This window comes from Rhodococcus sp. NPDC019647 (assembly GCF_044389235.1).
Classification (GTDB): Bacteria; Actinomycetota; Actinomycetes; order Mycobacteriales; family Mycobacteriaceae; genus Rhodococcus_F; species Rhodococcus_F oxybenzonivorans.
In genome coordinates this window covers 30,117-45,835 of record NZ_JBIRXS010000035.1, presented here as the reverse complement: position 1 = coordinate 45,835, position 15,719 = coordinate 30,117, and the positions used below count along the sequence as shown (strand labels likewise).

The 15,719-nt window shown below is 64.9% G+C and carries 19 protein-coding genes; 11 read left to right on the top strand and 8 right to left on the bottom strand.

The annotated features are described in order from the left end of the window. Nucleotides 1-42 precede the first annotated feature (42 nt). From ACH49N_RS34395 to ACH49N_RS34385, 3 genes are all read left to right on the top strand, one after another. Nucleotides 43-939 (top strand): 3-hydroxybutyryl-CoA dehydrogenase, encoded by an 897-nt coding sequence (locus ACH49N_RS34395; RefSeq protein ID WP_109327740.1) that lies wholly within the window; start codon nucleotides 43-45, stop codon nucleotides 937-939. A gap of 117 nt (nucleotides 940-1,056) precedes the next feature. Next, nucleotides 1,057-3,351 (top strand): 5-methyltetrahydropteroyltriglutamate--homocysteine S-methyltransferase, encoded by a 2,295-nt coding sequence (gene metE / locus ACH49N_RS34390; RefSeq protein WP_358277189.1) that lies wholly within the window; start codon nucleotides 1,057-1,059, stop codon nucleotides 3,349-3,351. 81 nt (nucleotides 3,352-3,432) lie between these two features. Next, complete coding sequence (locus ACH49N_RS34385) at nucleotides 3,433-4,473, top strand: NAD(P)-dependent alcohol dehydrogenase (RefSeq protein WP_358277191.1); 1,041 nt, start codon at nucleotides 3,433-3,435, stop codon at nucleotides 4,471-4,473. 1 nt (nucleotide 4,474) lies between these two features. Here the strand turns inward: ACH49N_RS34385 and ACH49N_RS34380 are convergent, their stop codons facing one another. Together ACH49N_RS34380 and ACH49N_RS34375 are read right to left on the bottom strand one after the other, a co-directional pair. Beyond that, nucleotides 4,475-5,272: a SigB/SigF/SigG family RNA polymerase sigma factor gene (locus tag ACH49N_RS34380; RefSeq protein WP_358277193.1), complete on the bottom strand. Its 798-nt coding sequence runs from the start codon at nucleotides 5,270-5,272 to the stop codon at nucleotides 4,475-4,477. Beyond that, nucleotides 5,269-5,703, bottom strand: coding sequence for an ATP-binding protein (locus ACH49N_RS34375; protein ID WP_159920188.1), 435 nt, complete (start codon nucleotides 5,701-5,703; stop codon nucleotides 5,269-5,271). Before ACH49N_RS34375 ends, ACH49N_RS34380 begins: the two co-directional genes overlap by 4 nt. A 222-nt stretch (nucleotides 5,704-5,925) precedes the next feature. On the opposite strand from ACH49N_RS34375, the gene ACH49N_RS34370 reads away from it, so the two are divergent. Together ACH49N_RS34370 and ACH49N_RS34365 are read left to right on the top strand one after the other, a co-directional pair. Further along, entirely contained in the window at nucleotides 5,926-6,615 is a 690-nt protein-coding gene (locus ACH49N_RS34370; protein WP_358277195.1) for an ANTAR domain-containing protein, read from the top strand. Between the two features lie 359 nt (nucleotides 6,616-6,974). Further along, entirely contained in the window at nucleotides 6,975-7,283 is a 309-nt protein-coding gene (locus tag ACH49N_RS34365) for an STAS domain-containing protein (RefSeq protein WP_159920192.1), read from the top strand. Between the two features lie 32 nt (nucleotides 7,284-7,315). Here ACH49N_RS34365 and ACH49N_RS34360 read toward each other — a convergent pair whose 3' ends face one another. From ACH49N_RS34360 to ACH49N_RS34350, 3 genes are all read right to left on the bottom strand, one after another. Then, nucleotides 7,316-8,512, bottom strand: a complete 1,197-nt coding sequence (locus tag ACH49N_RS34360; protein WP_159926973.1) for a glycosyltransferase — start codon at nucleotides 8,510-8,512, stop codon at nucleotides 7,316-7,318. A gap of 186 nt (nucleotides 8,513-8,698) precedes the next feature. Next, entirely contained in the window at nucleotides 8,699-8,854 is a 156-nt protein-coding gene (locus ACH49N_RS34355) for a DUF6131 family protein (protein ID WP_201453523.1), read from the bottom strand. A 19-nt stretch (nucleotides 8,855-8,873) separates the two neighbouring features. Next, a complete protein-coding gene (locus ACH49N_RS34350) occupies nucleotides 8,874-9,431 on the bottom strand; it encodes a DUF2231 domain-containing protein (RefSeq protein WP_358277197.1) in 558 nt (185 codons plus the stop codon). A 120-nt stretch (nucleotides 9,432-9,551) separates the two neighbouring features. Here ACH49N_RS34350 and ACH49N_RS34345 point away from each other — a divergent pair, with 120 nt between their 5' ends. Continuing rightward, nucleotides 9,552-9,773, top strand: coding sequence for a hypothetical protein (locus ACH49N_RS34345; RefSeq protein ID WP_159920196.1), 222 nt, complete (start codon nucleotides 9,552-9,554; stop codon nucleotides 9,771-9,773). A gap of 15 nt (nucleotides 9,774-9,788) precedes the next feature. On the opposite strand, the gene ACH49N_RS34340 is transcribed toward ACH49N_RS34345, so the two are convergent. The 3 genes from ACH49N_RS34340 to ACH49N_RS34330 are packed head-to-tail and all read right to left on the bottom strand — an operon-like array spanning nucleotide 9,789 to nucleotide 11,786. Continuing rightward, on the bottom strand, nucleotides 9,789-10,649 hold the full coding sequence (locus ACH49N_RS34340) for a polyphosphate kinase 2 family protein (protein ID WP_358277199.1): 861 nt from the start codon (nucleotides 10,647-10,649) through the stop codon (nucleotides 9,789-9,791). A 47-nt stretch (nucleotides 10,650-10,696) separates the two neighbouring features. Further along, nucleotides 10,697-11,002 carry a DUF4873 domain-containing protein gene (locus tag ACH49N_RS34335; RefSeq protein WP_358277201.1) on the bottom strand — a complete coding sequence of 102 codons (306 nt, stop codon included), beginning with the start codon at nucleotides 11,000-11,002 and terminating at the stop codon, nucleotides 10,697-10,699. A gap of 49 nt (nucleotides 11,003-11,051) precedes the next feature. Continuing rightward, complete coding sequence (locus ACH49N_RS34330) at nucleotides 11,052-11,786, bottom strand: TetR/AcrR family transcriptional regulator (RefSeq protein WP_159920202.1); 735 nt, start codon at nucleotides 11,784-11,786, stop codon at nucleotides 11,052-11,054. Between the two features lie 146 nt (nucleotides 11,787-11,932). Here ACH49N_RS34330 and ACH49N_RS34325 point away from each other — a divergent pair, with 146 nt between their 5' ends. The 5 genes from ACH49N_RS34325 to ACH49N_RS34305 all read left to right on the top strand — a co-directional run bounded on the left by ACH49N_RS34325 (nucleotide 11,933) and on the right by ACH49N_RS34305 (nucleotide 15,610). Then, nucleotides 11,933-13,204 (top strand): DUF445 domain-containing protein, encoded by a 1,272-nt coding sequence (locus ACH49N_RS34325; RefSeq protein WP_159926975.1) that lies wholly within the window; start codon nucleotides 11,933-11,935, stop codon nucleotides 13,202-13,204. Between the two features lie 151 nt (nucleotides 13,205-13,355). Continuing rightward, a complete protein-coding gene (locus ACH49N_RS34320) occupies nucleotides 13,356-13,850 on the top strand; it encodes a helix-turn-helix transcriptional regulator (RefSeq protein WP_358277203.1) in 495 nt (164 codons plus the stop codon). A gap of 3 nt (nucleotides 13,851-13,853) precedes the next feature. After that, nucleotides 13,854-14,711: a major lipid droplet protein TadA gene (gene tadA / locus ACH49N_RS34315; protein ID WP_358277204.1), complete on the top strand. Its 858-nt coding sequence runs from the start codon at nucleotides 13,854-13,856 to the stop codon at nucleotides 14,709-14,711. 73 nt (nucleotides 14,712-14,784) lie between these two features. Next, entirely contained in the window at nucleotides 14,785-15,078 is a 294-nt protein-coding gene (locus ACH49N_RS34310; protein WP_159920206.1) for a DUF2516 family protein, read from the top strand. 34 nt (nucleotides 15,079-15,112) lie between these two features. After that, nucleotides 15,113-15,610: an SRPBCC family protein gene (locus ACH49N_RS34305; protein ID WP_358277206.1), complete on the top strand. Its 498-nt coding sequence runs from the start codon at nucleotides 15,113-15,115 to the stop codon at nucleotides 15,608-15,610. Nucleotides 15,611-15,719: the final 109 nt, after the last annotated feature.

Here is a 15,719-nt window from a genome sequence, read left to right as displayed (position 1 = left end):
CCCGGGGCGACGACTCCACTAGACGAAAAAGGAGCTGACGACGTGACCAGCGACAAAATTCAGCGCGTCGGCGTTATCGGCGCCGGGATCATGGGCGCCGGAATCGCAGAGGTGTGCGCTCGCGCGCACGTCGATGTTCTGGTGTTCGAGCAGACCCGTGAGCTTGCGGCTGCAGGGCGCTCACGCATCCTGCGTTCGCTCGACCGCGGCGTGAGCAGCGGCAAGATCACCGAACGTGAACGTGAACAGGCGGCCTGGCGGCTGCGGTTCACCTCCGATCTCGGTGACTTCGCGGATCGCCAGCTCGTCGTGGAGGCCGTCGTCGAGGACGAGAAGGTGAAGAGTGACATCTTCGCCGAGCTCGACTCGGTCGTGACGGATCCGAATGCCGTGCTGGCATCCAACACGTCGTCGATCCCGATCATGAAGCTGGGCATTGCCACGAAGTCCCCGGAACGGGTCATCGGGATGCACTTCTTCAACCCCGTTCCTGTGCTTCCCCTCGTCGAGCTCGTGACCACGCTCAAGACGAGCAAAGCGGTGGCCGAGCGGGCCGAGGCCTTCGCGAGCGATGTACTGGGCAAGCAGGTCGTCCGCTCCGCGGACCGTTCCGGCTTCGTCGTCAACGCCCTGCTGGTGCCGTATCTGCTCTCCGCCATTCGCATGGTGGAGTCGGGGTTCGCCACCAAGGAAGACATCGACAAGGCAACGGTGCTCGGCCTCGCACACCCGATGGGTCCGCTCGCGCTGACCGACCTGGTGGGTCTGGACACGGTCAAGTCCATTGCCGACTCCATGTACGAGGAGTTCAAGGAGCCCCTGTACTCGGCACCGCCGCTGCTGCTTCGCATGGTCGAGGCGGGACTCGTCGGCAAGAAAGCGGGCGCCGGCTTCTACGAGTACGCCGAGAACGGCCGGGCCAGCAAGAAAGCAAGCTAGTAGGTAGGTAGGCGACTACCCTGTGCGCCTTTCACGACCCCGGTTGTGAGAGGCGCACAGGTGCATCGAGTCCGCGGTGCTTTCCGCCCCCGGACTGAGCCCAGAAAGGTCGACCGCATGTCCAGCACCGCAACATACGGATCCAGCATCCTGGGGTATCCCCGCATCGGGCCGCACCGCGAACTCAAGCGCGCACTCGAGTCCTACTGGCATGGCACCAGCACGAAGGCAGAACTCGTCGCCGTCGGGCGGGACCTGCAGGAAGAGACGTGGAGTGAGCTCGCCGCGACCGGTTTGACCCAGGTCCCGGGCAACACGTTCTCGTACTACGACCACGTACTCGACAACGCGCTGCTGTTCGGTGCGGTGCCCGAGCGGTTCGCCGCGCTCGAAAGCGACCTGGATCCGCTGGACTTCTACTTCACGATGTGTCGCGGCCGGCCCGACTTCCCGCCTCTCGAGCTGGTGCGCTTCTTCGGCACCAACTACCACTACCGCCAGCCCGAACTGGACGAGAACACCACCTTCTCCCTGCGTTCGGACACACTGATGGACGAGTTCGCACGGGCGAAGGCGCGCGGAATCGAACTGCGTCCCGTCGTGCTCGGCCCGGTGTCGCTGCTGCTCCTGTCGAAGGTGGGGCCGGCGTCCCGGCGGCACGGCTTCTCGACGCTCGACCTGCTGGACGAGATCCTGCCGGAGTACGAGCTGTTGTTCGAGCAGCTCGCGAAGGCCGGCGCCACGTGCGTCCAGCTCGACGAACCGTCGTTCACCGAAGACCGCACCCCCGAGGAGCTGGCCGCGCTCGCGCGTGCCTACGAGAAGCTGTCGCACGCACCGCTGCGTCCCCGCATCCTCGTCACCGGGCCGTACGGACACCTGGGTGAGGCACTCGCCCTCCTCGCCGCGACCAAGGTCGAGGCTCTCGGTCTCGACCTGGTCAGCCACCGGATGAGCGCCGACGACCTGGCGAAGATCCCCGGCATTCGGCGCAAGCGCATCTACGCCGGTGTGGTCGACGGCCGCAACGTGTGGCGGGTCGACCGGTACAACACCCTGACGTACCTGAACACGATCAAGGACGTCGTGCCGGATCTCGTGGTCTCGACGTCCACGTCGTTGCTGCACGTTCCCTACGACGTGTTGTCCGAGTACGACATCCAAGGTGACGTGGCAGACCGGCTGGCGTTCGCCAAGCAGAAGGTCGGCGAGGTCGTGTCGCTCGCGAAGGCTCTCACCGAGGGGCCGTCGGAGAAGTGGCGCAAGCGCCCCACTTCGGTGCACTTCAAGCTCAAGCACGCCGTGCGTGCCCGGGTCAATGCGATCACGCCGTCCGACCGTGTGCGGGTCTCGTACGAGGAGAGGCGCGTCGCGCAGCAGGAGCGGCTGAATCTGCCCCTGGTTCCCGCGACGACGCTCGGCTCGTTCCCTCAGACGACCGAGATCCGTCAGGCTCGCTACGAGCTGGGGGAGGGACGCCTCGAGTGGGACGAGTACTACAAGCGGATCCAGGCCGAAATCGAGAACACCATCCGGTTGCAGGAAGACATCGGTCTGGACGTTCTTGTGCACGGCGAGCACGAGCGCAACGACATGATCCAGTATTTCGCGGAGCTGCTCGAGGGCTACGCGTACACCCACAACGGCTGGGTGCAGGCCTATGGTTCACGGTGCACGCGTCCGCCGATCCTCTACGGGGACGTCTCGCGGCCGAAGCCGATGACGGTCGAGTGGATCTCGTACGCACAGTCCTTGACGGACAAGCCGGTCAAAGGCATGCTCACCGGTCCTGTCACGATGATCGCGCGGTCGTTCGTCCGCCAGGATCAGCCGTTGTACGAAACGGCGGACCAGCTGGCGTTGGTGATCCGCGACGAAATCGCCGATCTGGAGGCCGCGGGTATCGCGATCATCCAGGTGGACGAGCCGGCCATCCGTGAGCTGCTGCCTCTGCGCGAGGACGGTCGTGAGGCGTATCTCGAGTGGGCTGTCGATGCGTTCCGCCTCGCCACCGGTGGTGCGAAAGCGGGGACGCAGATCCACACCCACCTCACCTACACGAGCCGCGCGTCGGTCGTCGATGCCATCGAACGCCTCGACGCGGACGTCACTGCCATCGTGGCCACCCGGTCCATTACCTGGGTGCTCGATGCGCTCAAGGAACGGGCGCTGACTCACGGGGTCGGTCCCGGTGTGTACGAGAGCAGGTCGGCGCGGATCCCCGATATCGACGAGCTCGACGAACTGCTCACCGAGGCCAGCGAATCCGTCTCTCTCGAGCGACTGTGGGCCAACCCCGACGGGGGTCTCAAGACCCGTCACTACTGGCAGTTGGAACCCTCGCTGCGCAATCTGGTGGCGGCCGCGCGGCGGCTCCGCCGCCGGGCCGAGAAGGAAGAACTCGAGGACTGAGTCGATTCGTCTCGGCGGGCCGTTGTCCTCGGACACGGCCCGCCTGGACGCCGAGCGACGCGAACAGGTAGGCATGTGTGCATGGTTACCGCCGCCGCATATGCAGTCACGTCCGCTGAGGGCGCTTTCGAAAAGACCACCATCGAACGTCGGGAGCTCGAACCGCTCGACATTCTCATCGAGATCAAGTTCGCGGGCATCTGCCACTCGGACATCCACACCGCCCGCAACGAGTGGGGCGGGACCCACTATCCCGTCGTCCCCGGCCACGAGATCGCCGGTGTGGTGACCGCCGTCGGTTCCGAGGTGACCCGCCATCACGTGGGTGACCGCGTCGGAGTCGGGTGCTTCGTCGACTCCTGCGGTGAGTGCGACGCCTGCCGCGCCGGTGAGGAACAGTACTGCGCGAATCGCGTCACCGGCACGTACAACGCACGCGGCCGCGACGGCGAGTGGACGCAGGGCGGATATTCGACGCACATCGTGGTGACGGAACGTTTCGTCGTCTCCATTCCGGACGGGCTGGAACTGGACGTCGCGGCGCCGCTGCTGTGCGCCGGAATCACGTTGTACTCACCACTCGCGCACTGGGGTGCGGGCCCGGGCAAGAAGGTCGCCGTCATCGGCATGGGCGGGCTGGGACACGTCGGGGTGAAGATCGCTCATGCGATGGGCGCGGAGGTCACGGTTCTGAGCCAGTCCCTCGGCAAGAAGGAAGACGGGCTGAAGTTCGGAGCCGATCACTACTACGCCACCTCGGATCCGGAAACGTTCAGATCGTTGCGGAGCCGGTTCGACCTGATCGTCAACACGGTGTCGGTAAACCTGGACATAGATGCGTACCTGTCGATGCTCGCGATCAACGGCACCCTCGTCGAACTCGGCCTGCCGGAAAAGCCGATCGAGGTACGCGCGTTCAGTCTCGCCGCCAATCGGCGCAGTCTCGCCGGTTCGATGGTGGGCGGTATCGCCCAGACTCAGGAGATGTTGGACTTCTGCGCGGAGCACGGTATCGGCGCGGAGATCGAGGTGATTCCGGCGAGCGACATCGATGCCGCCTACGACCGCGTCGTCGCCAGCGATGTGCGGTACCGGTTCGTGATCGACGCGGCAACGATCTGACTCACGCCTCGCCGAGCTGATCCCGCAGCGACGCCAATGTTTTCGCCAGCAGCCGCGAGACGTGCATCTGCGAGATGCCGACGCGGTCGGCGATCTGGGTCTGCGTCATGTTGCCGAAGAACCGGAGCATCAGGACGGTCCGCTCCCGTTCGGGCAGTGACTCGAGCAGCGGGCGCAGGGTCTCGTGATTCTCGACTTCGTCCATCGCGGCGTCGTAGTCACCGATCGTCTCGACCATGGACAGTTCGCCGGACCGGTCGGACGACGTGTTGTCCACGGACACCGTCTGGTAGGCGTTGCCGGCGAGGAGGCCCTGCGCCACGTCCTCCTGGTCGATGTGGAGATGTTCGGCCAGCTCGCTGACGGTGGGGGCGTGGCCGAGAGTCTGCGACAGTTCGCCCACCGCGAGGCTCAGCGCGAGATGCAGTTCCTTCATGCGGCGCGGTACGCGCACGGCCCAGCCGGTATCTCGAAAATGCCGGCGTACCTCGCCCATGATCGTGGGCACCGCAAACGACACGAAGTCGGAACCACGGGTCACGTCGAACCGATCCACCGAATTGACGAGGCCGAGGCGCGCCACCTGTACCAGGTCGTCGTGCGCCTCGCCTCGGCCGTCGAAACGACGGGCAATGTGCTCCGCGAGGGGGAGGCAACGCGTCACCAGCGCGTCGCGGAGAATTCGTCTTTCGGGATCGTTCTCGTCGAGCGCGGCCTTCCGCTCGAACAGTGCTGCCACATCCTGATACTCGTCCGGCCAGCGTGCCGTCTGCCCCCCACCGCGAGTACCGGACGTCACAGAATCGAGCCGTTCTTCACCCTGGTGAATTCCATGGTGGTGACAAATCCCGACGAGGGCGGGTCCGGCTCGTGGCGCATGTCGACCGAATCGGTCAGGGCATGGAGTACGTGCCAGCCGAACGAGCGCGGTCCGAGCGAATCAATGGTCGTGGTGGTGCTCGACACGGCCACTCGCAGTGTGCCGTCGAGGTACTGCAGCCGGCACACCAGGACTGCATCGGGCGTCGCGCGGACGATCAATTGGGTGCAAATCTCGTCCATGGCCAGTTTGATGTCGGCGATGGAGTCGAGGTCGAAGTCTTCGTGAATGGCAACGGTGGCTGCCAGGGCGCGTAGTACGGACAGCTGATCGGGCGTTGCTCGCACGCGCAGTTCGACGACGGGATGAGTGTGATCCTGGTCGGGTTCGATTGTCTTGGCGATGGCCATGAGACCTCCGGGTCGGGCGTTACCGGGTTGACGGCGGGAGTGTTGCCGGCTCGCGGGTGGTGACAAGTCAGGGTAGCGATCCGGGGACACCGCAGGTGGGATACCGCAGAACAACCCCGATCAAACCAGTCCGTGCGGTACGTATGCGCAGGTAGGGTTAGCGCAAGCGATGAGCGTTCCTCAGGCTCTCGATGGGGCATGTGGTCAGAGGAGACGGGTGGGATGCGGAAGGATCTCCGACGGCAGACTGCGACGAGCGTCGACGCCCCCACGGACGTCGATCCCGTCACCGTGTCGCTCGAGGCGGTGCTCCGGCTCCTCGAGACCGAAGACAGTGTCATTGCCCTCCTGAACAACTTGTGCAGGCAGGCGCTTCAGGCATTTCCCGGTGCGGAAATGGCCGGAATCACGCTACTGGGCGCAGCCGGACCGGCATTCGTGGCCGCAACCTCGGACGAGGTCCTCCACTTGCACGAGGCCCCAGTGTTCGGTACCGGCGGTAGCTCCTTGTCGGTGCCGCTGACCGACGGGACAACACGGGCAGACTCCCGGTCGGGGGATATCGAGACGCTGGGTGCCCTGAACCTGTACGGCAGCTGCCCGCACGCCTTCGACGACCTCGATCAGTCGGTGCTCGGGTTGCACGTCGACGCGGCGACGGCCGCACTGCGTCAGGTACGACGATGCGAGGAAGCGAGAAGCCTGATCGAACAAGTGCGGATAGCAAATGATTCGCGGGCTGTCATCGATCAGGCCAAGGGCATCGTCATGGCGTTGCGGGGAGTAGATGCCGGGGCCGCGTTCGGCGTCCTCGTCGCGCGCTCGCAACAGGAGAACGTGAAGCTGCGTGTGGTCGCCGAGCAAGTAGTGCGCGCCGTCGCGAGACGCGCGCCCGTAGGTAACGCTTTGTAATAGCTCACCTGCGCAGATGTCGGCAAGGGGATCTGTTATTTCCTTGTGACACATCACTGCCGGGAGTAGTCTCGAACCGAGGTTGAACACACAGCCGATGTCGGGAAGCGCTGCCGTAGCAGACGGTGAGAGGTGTCCGAGGTCGGGTTTGTCTGCAGGTGCTCCGCTTCCCCTCTCAATAGTTCGAGATGGGGTGAGCCATGTCTGTTGTTCCAGGGGTCCCAGAACCTGAACTGGCCTGTTCGGGAGCGGGTACCGGCGTCGACTACACACCGAAAGTAGTCCTCGCAGCGGTCGATACCGTTCCGACACGCTGTGCGAGTGCGAAATTCTCTTCCGAGCGAATAGGTTCAGGAGTGATGGTTCTCGGAGTGCGCGGTGACATCGATCTGTTCAGTGCGCCCGTGTTCCACGAATACGTCTGCACCCAGATCTCGCCTGAGGGACAATTCATCCTCGACATGTCCAAGGTCGACTTCATCGGGACGGCAGGACTGTCGGTCCTCGACAGCGTCCACGCATCGAACCTTCGGGACGGCCGGCACTGGGCAATGATCTGCGGGCGCCCGCTCTGTCGGTTGCTACGGGCGGCGGGTCAGGAATCGAGTTACCCGTGTTTCCCGTCGGTCGACAGCGCGCTCGGGGCGTGGCACGGAAGAACCGCCTGACGGCAGATCCTCGGACGGAACCGGTGTGGAGATCAGTGCGCACCGGTTCGACTCGTACGCGGGGGAGCGGAAACGCAACGTCCGTACGCACGAAGTGTGTCGGTGGCGACTCGATCCCAGGAATACCGTGCGCGGGCACGGTCGCAGCCCGCCATGCCGAAACCCGCACGCAGCGCATCATCGTCGAAGATTTGCCGTAGTGCCTCGGCCAGTCGCACCGGATTTCGGGGTGAGATCAGCCGCCCGGTGATTCCGTCGACCACCGTGTCCCGCATGCCGCCGACCGCAGAAGCGACCACCGGTGTGCCGCAGGCCATCGCCTCCAGGGGAACCATGCCGAATGGCTCGTACCACGGGGTACACACCACAGCGTCCGCGGAGCGCAGCAGGGAGGGCATGACGTCGTGCCGAACGTGGCCGACGATCCGTACCCTGTTGCTCACCTTGCTCTCACGCGCGAGAGCCAGCAGTCGCATCGCCTCCGGATCGTCGGCGACCCGCTCGGCGGCCGGTCCGCCCGCAATGACCAGTTCGGTATCGGGAAGATGGGTGAGCGCCGCGATGGCGGTGTCGTAGCCCTTGCTCGGCGCCAGCCTGCCGACCATCACGATGCGATGACGCATCCCCTTGTCATCGGCGCGACCGTCCGGAGTGAATTCCGCGACGTCGACACCGGAAGGAACGACCGATGTCCGGGACCGCGGCAGACCGAGGTGGGCCAGTTCGAAAACCTCGTCGGTACACGTTGCCACCACCCGGGTGGCTCCGCGGGCGATCAACTGCTCGAGGTGAACACGGTTGGACTGGCTCGTCATCGGACGCTGGAACCGCTCCTCGACGACGCCGAGGGCGTGGAAGGTCTGCACGGTGGGGATGCCGAGGAGGCGCGCCGCGAGCTGCGTCGCAATACCCGACATCCAATAGTGTGCGTGAACGATGTCGGGCCTTTCGGCCTCCCATTCGTTCTTCAGGAAATTGCCGAAACCACCCATCAGGGGCAGTATTTCGGCTTCCGGCATCGGCCGGGGCGGGCCGAGGGGTACCTGCACGACCGTGTATCCGCCCGGCATCGTGAAGCGGTCCGGGAGGGTTTCGTCGGCGCGGCGCGTGTACACGGTGACGTCGTGGCCCTCGCGGGTGAGGGCAGCGGACAGTTCCGCCAGATGGATGCTCTGACCGCCTCCGTCGCCGTCCGAATCGGTCAGCGGACCCGCGTTGCCGGAGACCATCGATATTCGTAACCGCCTGGCGGTGACGAGAGGCGCGGTTCTGATCGGCTGACCGACGCAGGAGTCGGGTCTCGGCTGGCGATGAGTGGCGGTCATGCCAGGGGATTCCCGAACTGTGGGTTTGTAAACCGACCGGCTCGCACTCTGTCACAGGACAGGGTTCACGGGACCGGTCGGTGTCGCGATCTAGTACCAGTGGCGCCTGCCGCCGACAGCGCGTCCGGTGGAACCGAGAATCCACAGCACCGCGCCGATCACCAGGAGAATGATGCCGAGAACCCAGAGCCAGTTGAGATTGGCCAGCCATCCGATCAGGAGCAAGATCAACCCGAGCACGATCATGACGTTCCTCGTTTCTTCCTCATCCTCTCGACGCGGGAAGCGTGTCCGCTGACGGACTGCGCTCCACGTCGCCGACTCCTGCGCCCATTGCGTAGGTCAGATGTCCGCCCAGCGTTCCGCCGACGCCGACCGCGAGAAACCCGGCGACGCTCAGCGCGACAGCTTGCGCGTCGGTACCGCGGCGGCGGCGCAGGAACGACGCGGTGAAGGCGGCGATCCCCAGTGCGTTCGCACCCGCGTGAATGAGGCCGACGCGGCGTTGCGTCGCATCGCGTTCGGCCCAGTCCACCCAGCCGGTCGTGAGGGTGGGCACTGCCGAGAGGAGACCGAGTCCGATCAGCCGTCTGGCGGCGACGTGGTCGCGCAGCACGGTGTCCAGGACCAGGGACCCGGACCAGGCGCCGATCGGGACGGTGACGAGCACGGGATGCAGCGGGTGACCCAACCAGGAACCCCGCAGAACTTCGCGGGCTCCGGTACCGCTGAGCGTGCCGGCGATCCTGCGCTGCAACAGTGCGCTGACGTTGTCGAGGAAGTCGGCGGACTCCGTCTTGCGTAACAGACCGGGTACGTTCATTCGGCTCGATTACCCCGGCCGGACGACGTGAAACCCCGTTGACGCCGCTGAGACATCTTGTCGCCGATTGCAGTGCGGCGTAGCGTCGGGAACAGATTCCACCAGGTGAGGTGAGTACTGATGAAACTCAATCTCTTCGCCGCGTGGACAAGCTTCGCGCTCGTCCTGTTCGCGGTGGTCTGCATCGCCGGGTTCCTCGTCGCTGCCGGATCCGGTGAGGGCGGCTGGGCGGTGATCGCCGGTTCGTTGTGCGTCGTCGCCCTCGCAGCAGCAATGGCGCTGTACGGTGGCACAGTGCACCACGATCACCGGGTGCATCACGACACGCCGCACCTTTTCTGAAGCGACCGCGTTCGCCTACGACTCCGCGAGTCGGCGCTTCTCCGTGTCAACGTCGAAATCAGGTGGCGGCCATTCGAGGCGGAGGCGTTCGAACGCGTCGATCAGCAGCTCGGTGACCGCGATTCTGCTGTACCACTTCCGGTCACACGGAACCACATACCACGGCGCGTCCCCGGTGGACGTCTTGTCGAGCATCGCCTGGTAGGCGTCTTGATACGCCGGCCACAACTTGCGTTCGGTCACATCACCCGGGTTGTACTTCCAGTACTTGTCCGGGCGCTCCAGTCTCTTTTGCAGCCGCGACTTCTGTTCGTCGAGGGAGACGAACATGGCCACCTTCACCAGGGTGGTGCCGGTGCCGAGGAGTTCCTTCTCGAACTGATTGATCTCGTCGTAGCGGCCACGCCACACGGTCTCGGGAACGAAGCCGTGTACGCGCACCACCAGGACGTCCTCGTAATGGGAGCGGTCGAAGACGCCCAGTTGCCCACCCCGGGGCAGCGCCTTCGTGACCCGCCACAGGTAGTGGTGCCGCTTCTCCTCGTCGGTGGGCACCCCGAATGCCACGTGATCGACACCCTGCGGATCGACGTGCCCGATGACGTGACGAACCATTCCGCCCTTGCCCGCGGTGTCCATGCCCTGAAGGACGAGCAGCACCGAGCGGTTGTCGCCGGATCGACCGTTGGCGTAGAGCTTCTCCTGCAACGAGGAGAGGACCGTTCCCCGTTCGTGGAGAACGCGCTTCCCGTCGGTCTTGTCGCTGACGAATCCGGGTGTGCTGCGACTGTCGAGATCAGCGATCTGCATGCCGGGCCGGAAGCGCAGCACTTCGGCGGCCGGTGTCTCCCACAACCCTGCTGCGTTGTCTGCCATCTACGAACAGTGCCACAGTCGGGGTCTTCGGACAGGCGAACTCGGTTTCACACTCGGCTGAAGGGTGGCGGGGTGACCCCGTCGACGAGGTGGCTGCCCCACAGATCCACGCCCGTGATCCTGGCGGTGGCGGTACCTTGCGGTCCCGTAATCCGTAACTCGGTGCCGGGGGAGAGGTCGGCGTCCTCGCCCAGGGTGTCCGTCAGCGTGCGTACCCGCCCGTGCCAGACGTAGCGACCGCTGATGGGTTCGAAGTTCCCTGCGAGCTGGACCTGGACCCTCACGGCGGGTAGTGCACCCACCACGACCTCGGCCGGCCCGCGGTAACCCACTTCTTCCTCGGAGTCGTTCATGACCCCGAGTTTACCTGTTACTTCTGGTTACACAGTATTGAGTGAGCGTCTACTCGTCGGTTGTGGGAAGCAGCGGGTGCGGAGCCGCGTTGAATCGCGCGGGGGAACCGTTGAAGGCAGCGATGCCGGTGATGCCTCCCCAAGTCATCATCGTCAGGTAGTTGATCAGATCCTCCACCGACATCGATCGGTTCGAGATCCACCAGTGGGTAGCCAACTGGACACCGCCGACGATGCCGTACGCCCACGGCACCGCGCCTCCGGAATCCATCTCCATCTGACGCAGTCGCTCGCCGAGCACCGTCGAGAGGACCTCGGCGATCATCCGTTCGGAATCGGCCACCGTGTCCCGGCCCGGCCCTGAACCGTTCGACATGATGTACAGGTACACGTCGGGATCGGATGCGACCGTCTCCACGTAGGCGGTGATCGTGGCGCGGGTGAGTTCGAAGTCGTCGAGATCTTCGCCGATGGCCTCGTAGATCCGGGGTGCCAGCGTGGTTTCCACGTAGCGGGCCATGGTGGCATTGGTGAGATCGCTCTTGTCGGCGAAGTACCGGTACAGCACGGTCTTGGAGACGCCGATTTCCGAGGCGATCTCATCCATGCCGATGTCGCGCCCACGCAGGCGGATGGCGGCGATCGTTCCGTCGACGAGCTCCTCCCGGCGCGCGATCTTGTGCTCACGCCAGCGGCGCTTACGCCCGTCGGGCTTGGTCGCCTTCTCCAGCTTCGTCATCGATTCCGTCACCTGCTCGGCATCCTTCAGGTCGTCATTCGCCACTGAGCTTGTTCACATCCGTTTCGTATCGCAATTCTTCTCTCAGCTTAGTGCTCGTGTGTTGTCGGCTCGCACAATGCCGTCTGTGCAGCTCGCTCGTCACTCCTTTGGGAAGCGCCGCGTCATCGACCTTCGGCACAATGGCAACTGTGCATCAATTGAGTCTTTCTGCTTTCGACGACGGGGAGAAGCGGCGCGATCTCCGCAAGATGAAGACCGTGGCGACGGGTTTCCTCGTGTTCGCCACCGTGGTCTACCTCGTGTGCCGGTGGCAGGAATCGCGTGGCGCGGGGGAGTGGGTCGGCTACGTGCGCGCCGCGTCGGAAGCCGGAATGGTGGGCGCGCTCGCCGACTGGTTCGCCGTCACGGCTCTGTTCCGTCATCCCCTCGGTCTGCCCATTCCGCACACGGCGATCATCAAACGGAAGAAGGATCAGCTCGGTGCCAGCCTGAGCAGTTTCGTGGGTCAGAACTTTTTGGCGCCCGAAGTGGTGTCGGCCAAGGTCGAGGCCGCCCAGATTCCGCTACGGCTCGGCACCTGGATGGCGCAGCCGAAACATGCCGCGCGAATCGCCGCCGAGACAGCGACCGTCCTGCGTGGACTCGTCGAGGTGCTGCGCGACGAGGACGTGCAGCAGATCATCGACAGCACCATCGTGCGCAGGCTGGCCGAGCCGGAATGGGGGCCGCCGATCGGGCGGGTGCTCGGTGAACTACTCCGCGAGAACCGTCAGCTGCCGATCCTGGACCTGCTTGCCGAGCGCGCCCACCAGTGGGCCCTGGGAAGCCAGGAAACCATCGACCGCATCGTCACCCGCGACTCGCCGTCTTGGTCGCCCAAGTTCGTCGACCTGATGCTCGGCGAGAAGATCCACCGTGAGCTGGTCGAATTCACGTGGAAGGTGCGCTCGAACCCCGAGCACGAGGTCCGTCAGGCGGCCAACCGCTTCCTCGTCGACTTCGCCGACGACCTGCAGAACGACCCCGTCACGATGGAGAAGGCCGAAAAGATCAAGGCCGAGATCATGGGTCGCGAGGAGGTGACCGGGCTCGCCGCCGCCACTTGGAAGGTCGCCAAGCGCCTCATCATGGAGTCCGTCGACGATCCGGGCAGCACGCTGCGGACCAAGGTCGCCGAGAACGTCGTCCGGATCGGCGAACGACTGCGCGACGACGACGAGCTGAGACTCAAGGTCGACGGGTGGGTCATGGCAGGCACGCGATACGTCGTCGACAACTACACCGGCGAGATCACCGGGATCATCTCCGACACCGTCGAACGCTGGGATGCCGAGGAAGCGAGCAAGAAGATCGAACTGCAGGTGGGAAGGGACCTTCAGTTCATCCGGATCAACGGCACGGTGGTCGGTTCGATCGCCGGGTTACTGATCTACACGGTCTCCTCTTTGATGTTCGGCTGACCGCCGGGTTGATGTTCGGCTGACCGCCGGGTTGATCTTCGGACCGCCCGGCACCCTGTGGCGACGGCCACGCGCCGACTGCTAGCAGAGCGCTTGCAATTGCTAGCACCCTCTCTTACACTCGAAATTGCCCAGCAATTCGGGAGGACTGATGGCCAGCGACGACCGCGAGGCAGCCGGTGCAGGAGATGTGGCCGCTCGCGTAGTCAGTAATGCCGCACACGACATCGGTGGCTTCATTCGTGCACAACGTGAAGCCGCGCAGGTCTCGATGCGACAACTGGCGCAACTCGCAGGCGTCAGTAATCCGTACCTGAGTCAGATCGAGCGCGGGTTGCGCAAGCCTTCGGCCGAAGTGCTGGCGCAGATAGCGAAGGGTCTCCGGGTGTCCTCGGAGGTCCTGTACGTCCAGGCGGGGTACCTCGAGCAACGACCCCACGGTCCTGTTCGCGACGCCCTGCTTGCGGATACGGCCATCACCGAGCGGCAGAAGCAAGTGCTGCTCGAGATCTACGAGTCCTTCTGTCGTGAGAACGACTCGGCAGAGTCCGCCGAATCCAGGATGTCCGAGGTTCGGACCCACGAACCACATCGGTCCGGACCCGAGACGCCGGAACCCGACCCCCCAACGTTGAACAGGAGATAGCCGATGACTGACCAGAAAACCATCGACAGCGTCAAGACCTCGCTGTACGCAGCCGTAGGTGCCGGTGACGTCGTGGTGCAGGCCGTGGCCGACGTCGTCGCCCAGGTCCGCTCGCGCGCCGAGACCACCCAGGATGATGTCGAGGAGCGCGTCGGTGGCGCCCGCGAACGCATCGCCGGTCTGCAGGAAGAGGTCACCGAGGGTGTCGAGCACCTCCGCGAGCGCCTCGCGGGCCTGCCGTCCGAGCTGCCCGAGGAGCTCGCCGAGCTCCGCGAGAAGTTCACCGCCGACGAACTGCGCAAGGTCGCCGAGGCGTACCTGAAGGTTGCGTCCGACCTCTACACCTCCCTCGCGGAGCGTGGCGAAGATGCAGTCGAGCGCATCCGCAAGCAGCCGGTCGTCGAGGAGGGTCTCGGTCGCGCCGAGTCGGCCTTCGGTGACGCCGTCGAGCTGACCGAGGAAGCTCTCGGCACCGTAGCGCGCCAGACCCGCGCTGTGGGCGAGCAGGCCGCGAAGCTCGCCGGCCGCGCGTCCGTCCGGATTTCCGACACTGCCGAGGGCGTCGGCGAAGCGATTGCCGACGCCGGCGACGAGGCCGCGATTCGTGTTCTCGACCTGGGTGACCAGGCGGAAGAGGTCTCGAAGGAGGCTGCCGATCGGGTGAACGCTACGGCTGCCGACGTCCAGGCCCGCGCAGAGAAGGCAGCGCCGGCCAAGCACGCTGCCCCGGCGAAGAAGGCGGCCCCGGCCCCGGCCCCGGCTCCGGCCAAGGCTGCTCCGGCCAAGGCTGCTGCAACTCCGCCCGCGCCCGCCAAGAAGACGGCTCCGGCCAAGAAGACGGTTCCGGCCAAGAAGGTCTGACCTTTTCGCGCTCTCGGCCCCCGCACTTTACGGTGCGGGGGCCGTTTGCGTCTTCAGCTCGTAGTATGAGCGTGTGATTCATGTTGACGGCATCGTCTCGGTGATCTTGTTGGTGATTCGCATCGTCGCCCTCGGCGGCGCGGCGTTCGCCCTGTTTCACGCTGCTCGCCAGCGCAAAGACGCCTTCACGGCCGTCGACAAGCTGAGCAAACCCATCTGGCTGAGTATTCTCGCCGTGGCATTCCTCGTGCTGCTGCTGTTCCCCGCCGTGCAGCTGTTCGGCATCGTCGCGGTGGTGGCAGTCTGCGTCTATCTCGTGGATGTCCGGCCGCGGGTGGACGACGTCCAACGCGGACCCCGCTGGTAGTTTGGCAACTGCTCGCCTACGTTAGGCTCGCGTGATGGCCACGCCTACCACAGTCGACCAGTCGCGGGCTATCCCGATCACATGCGCGCAAGCATTCGACAGGACCCTGTCGATCCCGCTGGATGCGATCTTCTCCCGCCGCTACGCCCTGCTGCCGCCCATCAAGCAGGTTCGCGGACAGGACGGAATCTGGGGCCGGGTCGGACAGTCGCGCACAGTGGTCACCACGGACGGCGGAACGATGCGCGAGGTGCTGACCAATGTCGATGCCCCACACTCGTTCGGTTACCGGCTCAGCGACATCACCGGCCCACTGCGGCCGCTGGTTGACAGCATCGACGGAATCTGGGAGTTCGTCCCCTGCGGGACCGGGACAAGAATCACCTGGCGATGGGTCCTGCACCCGAGGGGCCCTGGGACACTCGTCATGCCGCTGATCGCCTCGATGTGGCGTGGCTACGCACGACAGGCACTGGAGGTGCTGTCCGAGCAACTGCTCATGCCGGAGTCCACCGAGCACACGCCGGACTGACGCTTCGTTGCGTTATCACTGGGCGGGCAGTGCCCGCCTGAACTTCAGCCGGCCCCGGCCGGACACAACCTCGGTTGCAGAGGTTCGATTGGTGAATTCGCATGTGGAA

Excerpts from the sequence above, each read along its gene's own strand:
- metE (WP_358277189.1), top strand. The coding sequence starts at position 1,057 with ATGTCCAGCACCGCAACATACGGATCCAGCATCCTGGGGTATCCCCGC.
- ACH49N_RS34385 (WP_358277191.1), top strand. The coding sequence starts at position 3,433 with ATGGTTACCGCCGCCGCATATGCAGTCACGTCCGCTGAGGGCGCTTTC.
- ACH49N_RS34375 (WP_159920188.1), bottom strand. The coding sequence starts at position 5,703 with ATGGCCATCGCCAAGACAATCGAACCCGACCAGGATCACACTCATCCC.
- ACH49N_RS34370 (WP_358277195.1), top strand. The coding sequence starts at position 5,926 with ATGCGGAAGGATCTCCGACGGCAGACTGCGACGAGCGTCGACGCCCCC.
- ACH49N_RS34365 (WP_159920192.1), top strand. The coding sequence starts at position 6,975 with ATGGTTCTCGGAGTGCGCGGTGACATCGATCTGTTCAGTGCGCCCGTG.
- ACH49N_RS34360 (WP_159926973.1), bottom strand. The coding sequence starts at position 8,512 with ATGGTCTCCGGCAACGCGGGTCCGCTGACCGATTCGGACGGCGACGGA.
- ACH49N_RS34355 (WP_201453523.1), bottom strand. The coding sequence starts at position 8,854 with ATGATCGTGCTCGGGTTGATCTTGCTCCTGATCGGATGGCTGGCCAAT.
- ACH49N_RS34350 (WP_358277197.1), bottom strand. The coding sequence starts at position 9,431 with ATGAACGTACCCGGTCTGTTACGCAAGACGGAGTCCGCCGACTTCCTC.
- ACH49N_RS34345 (WP_159920196.1), top strand. The coding sequence starts at position 9,552 with ATGAAACTCAATCTCTTCGCCGCGTGGACAAGCTTCGCGCTCGTCCTG.
- ACH49N_RS34340 (WP_358277199.1), bottom strand. The coding sequence starts at position 10,649 with ATGGCAGACAACGCAGCAGGGTTGTGGGAGACACCGGCCGCCGAAGTG.
- ACH49N_RS34335 (WP_358277201.1), bottom strand. The coding sequence starts at position 11,002 with ATGAACGACTCCGAGGAAGAAGTGGGTTACCGCGGGCCGGCCGAGGTC.
- ACH49N_RS34320 (WP_358277203.1), top strand. The coding sequence starts at position 13,356 with ATGGCCAGCGACGACCGCGAGGCAGCCGGTGCAGGAGATGTGGCCGCT.
- tadA (WP_358277204.1), top strand. The coding sequence starts at position 13,854 with ATGACTGACCAGAAAACCATCGACAGCGTCAAGACCTCGCTGTACGCA.
- ACH49N_RS34305 (WP_358277206.1), top strand. The coding sequence starts at position 15,113 with ATGGCCACGCCTACCACAGTCGACCAGTCGCGGGCTATCCCGATCACA.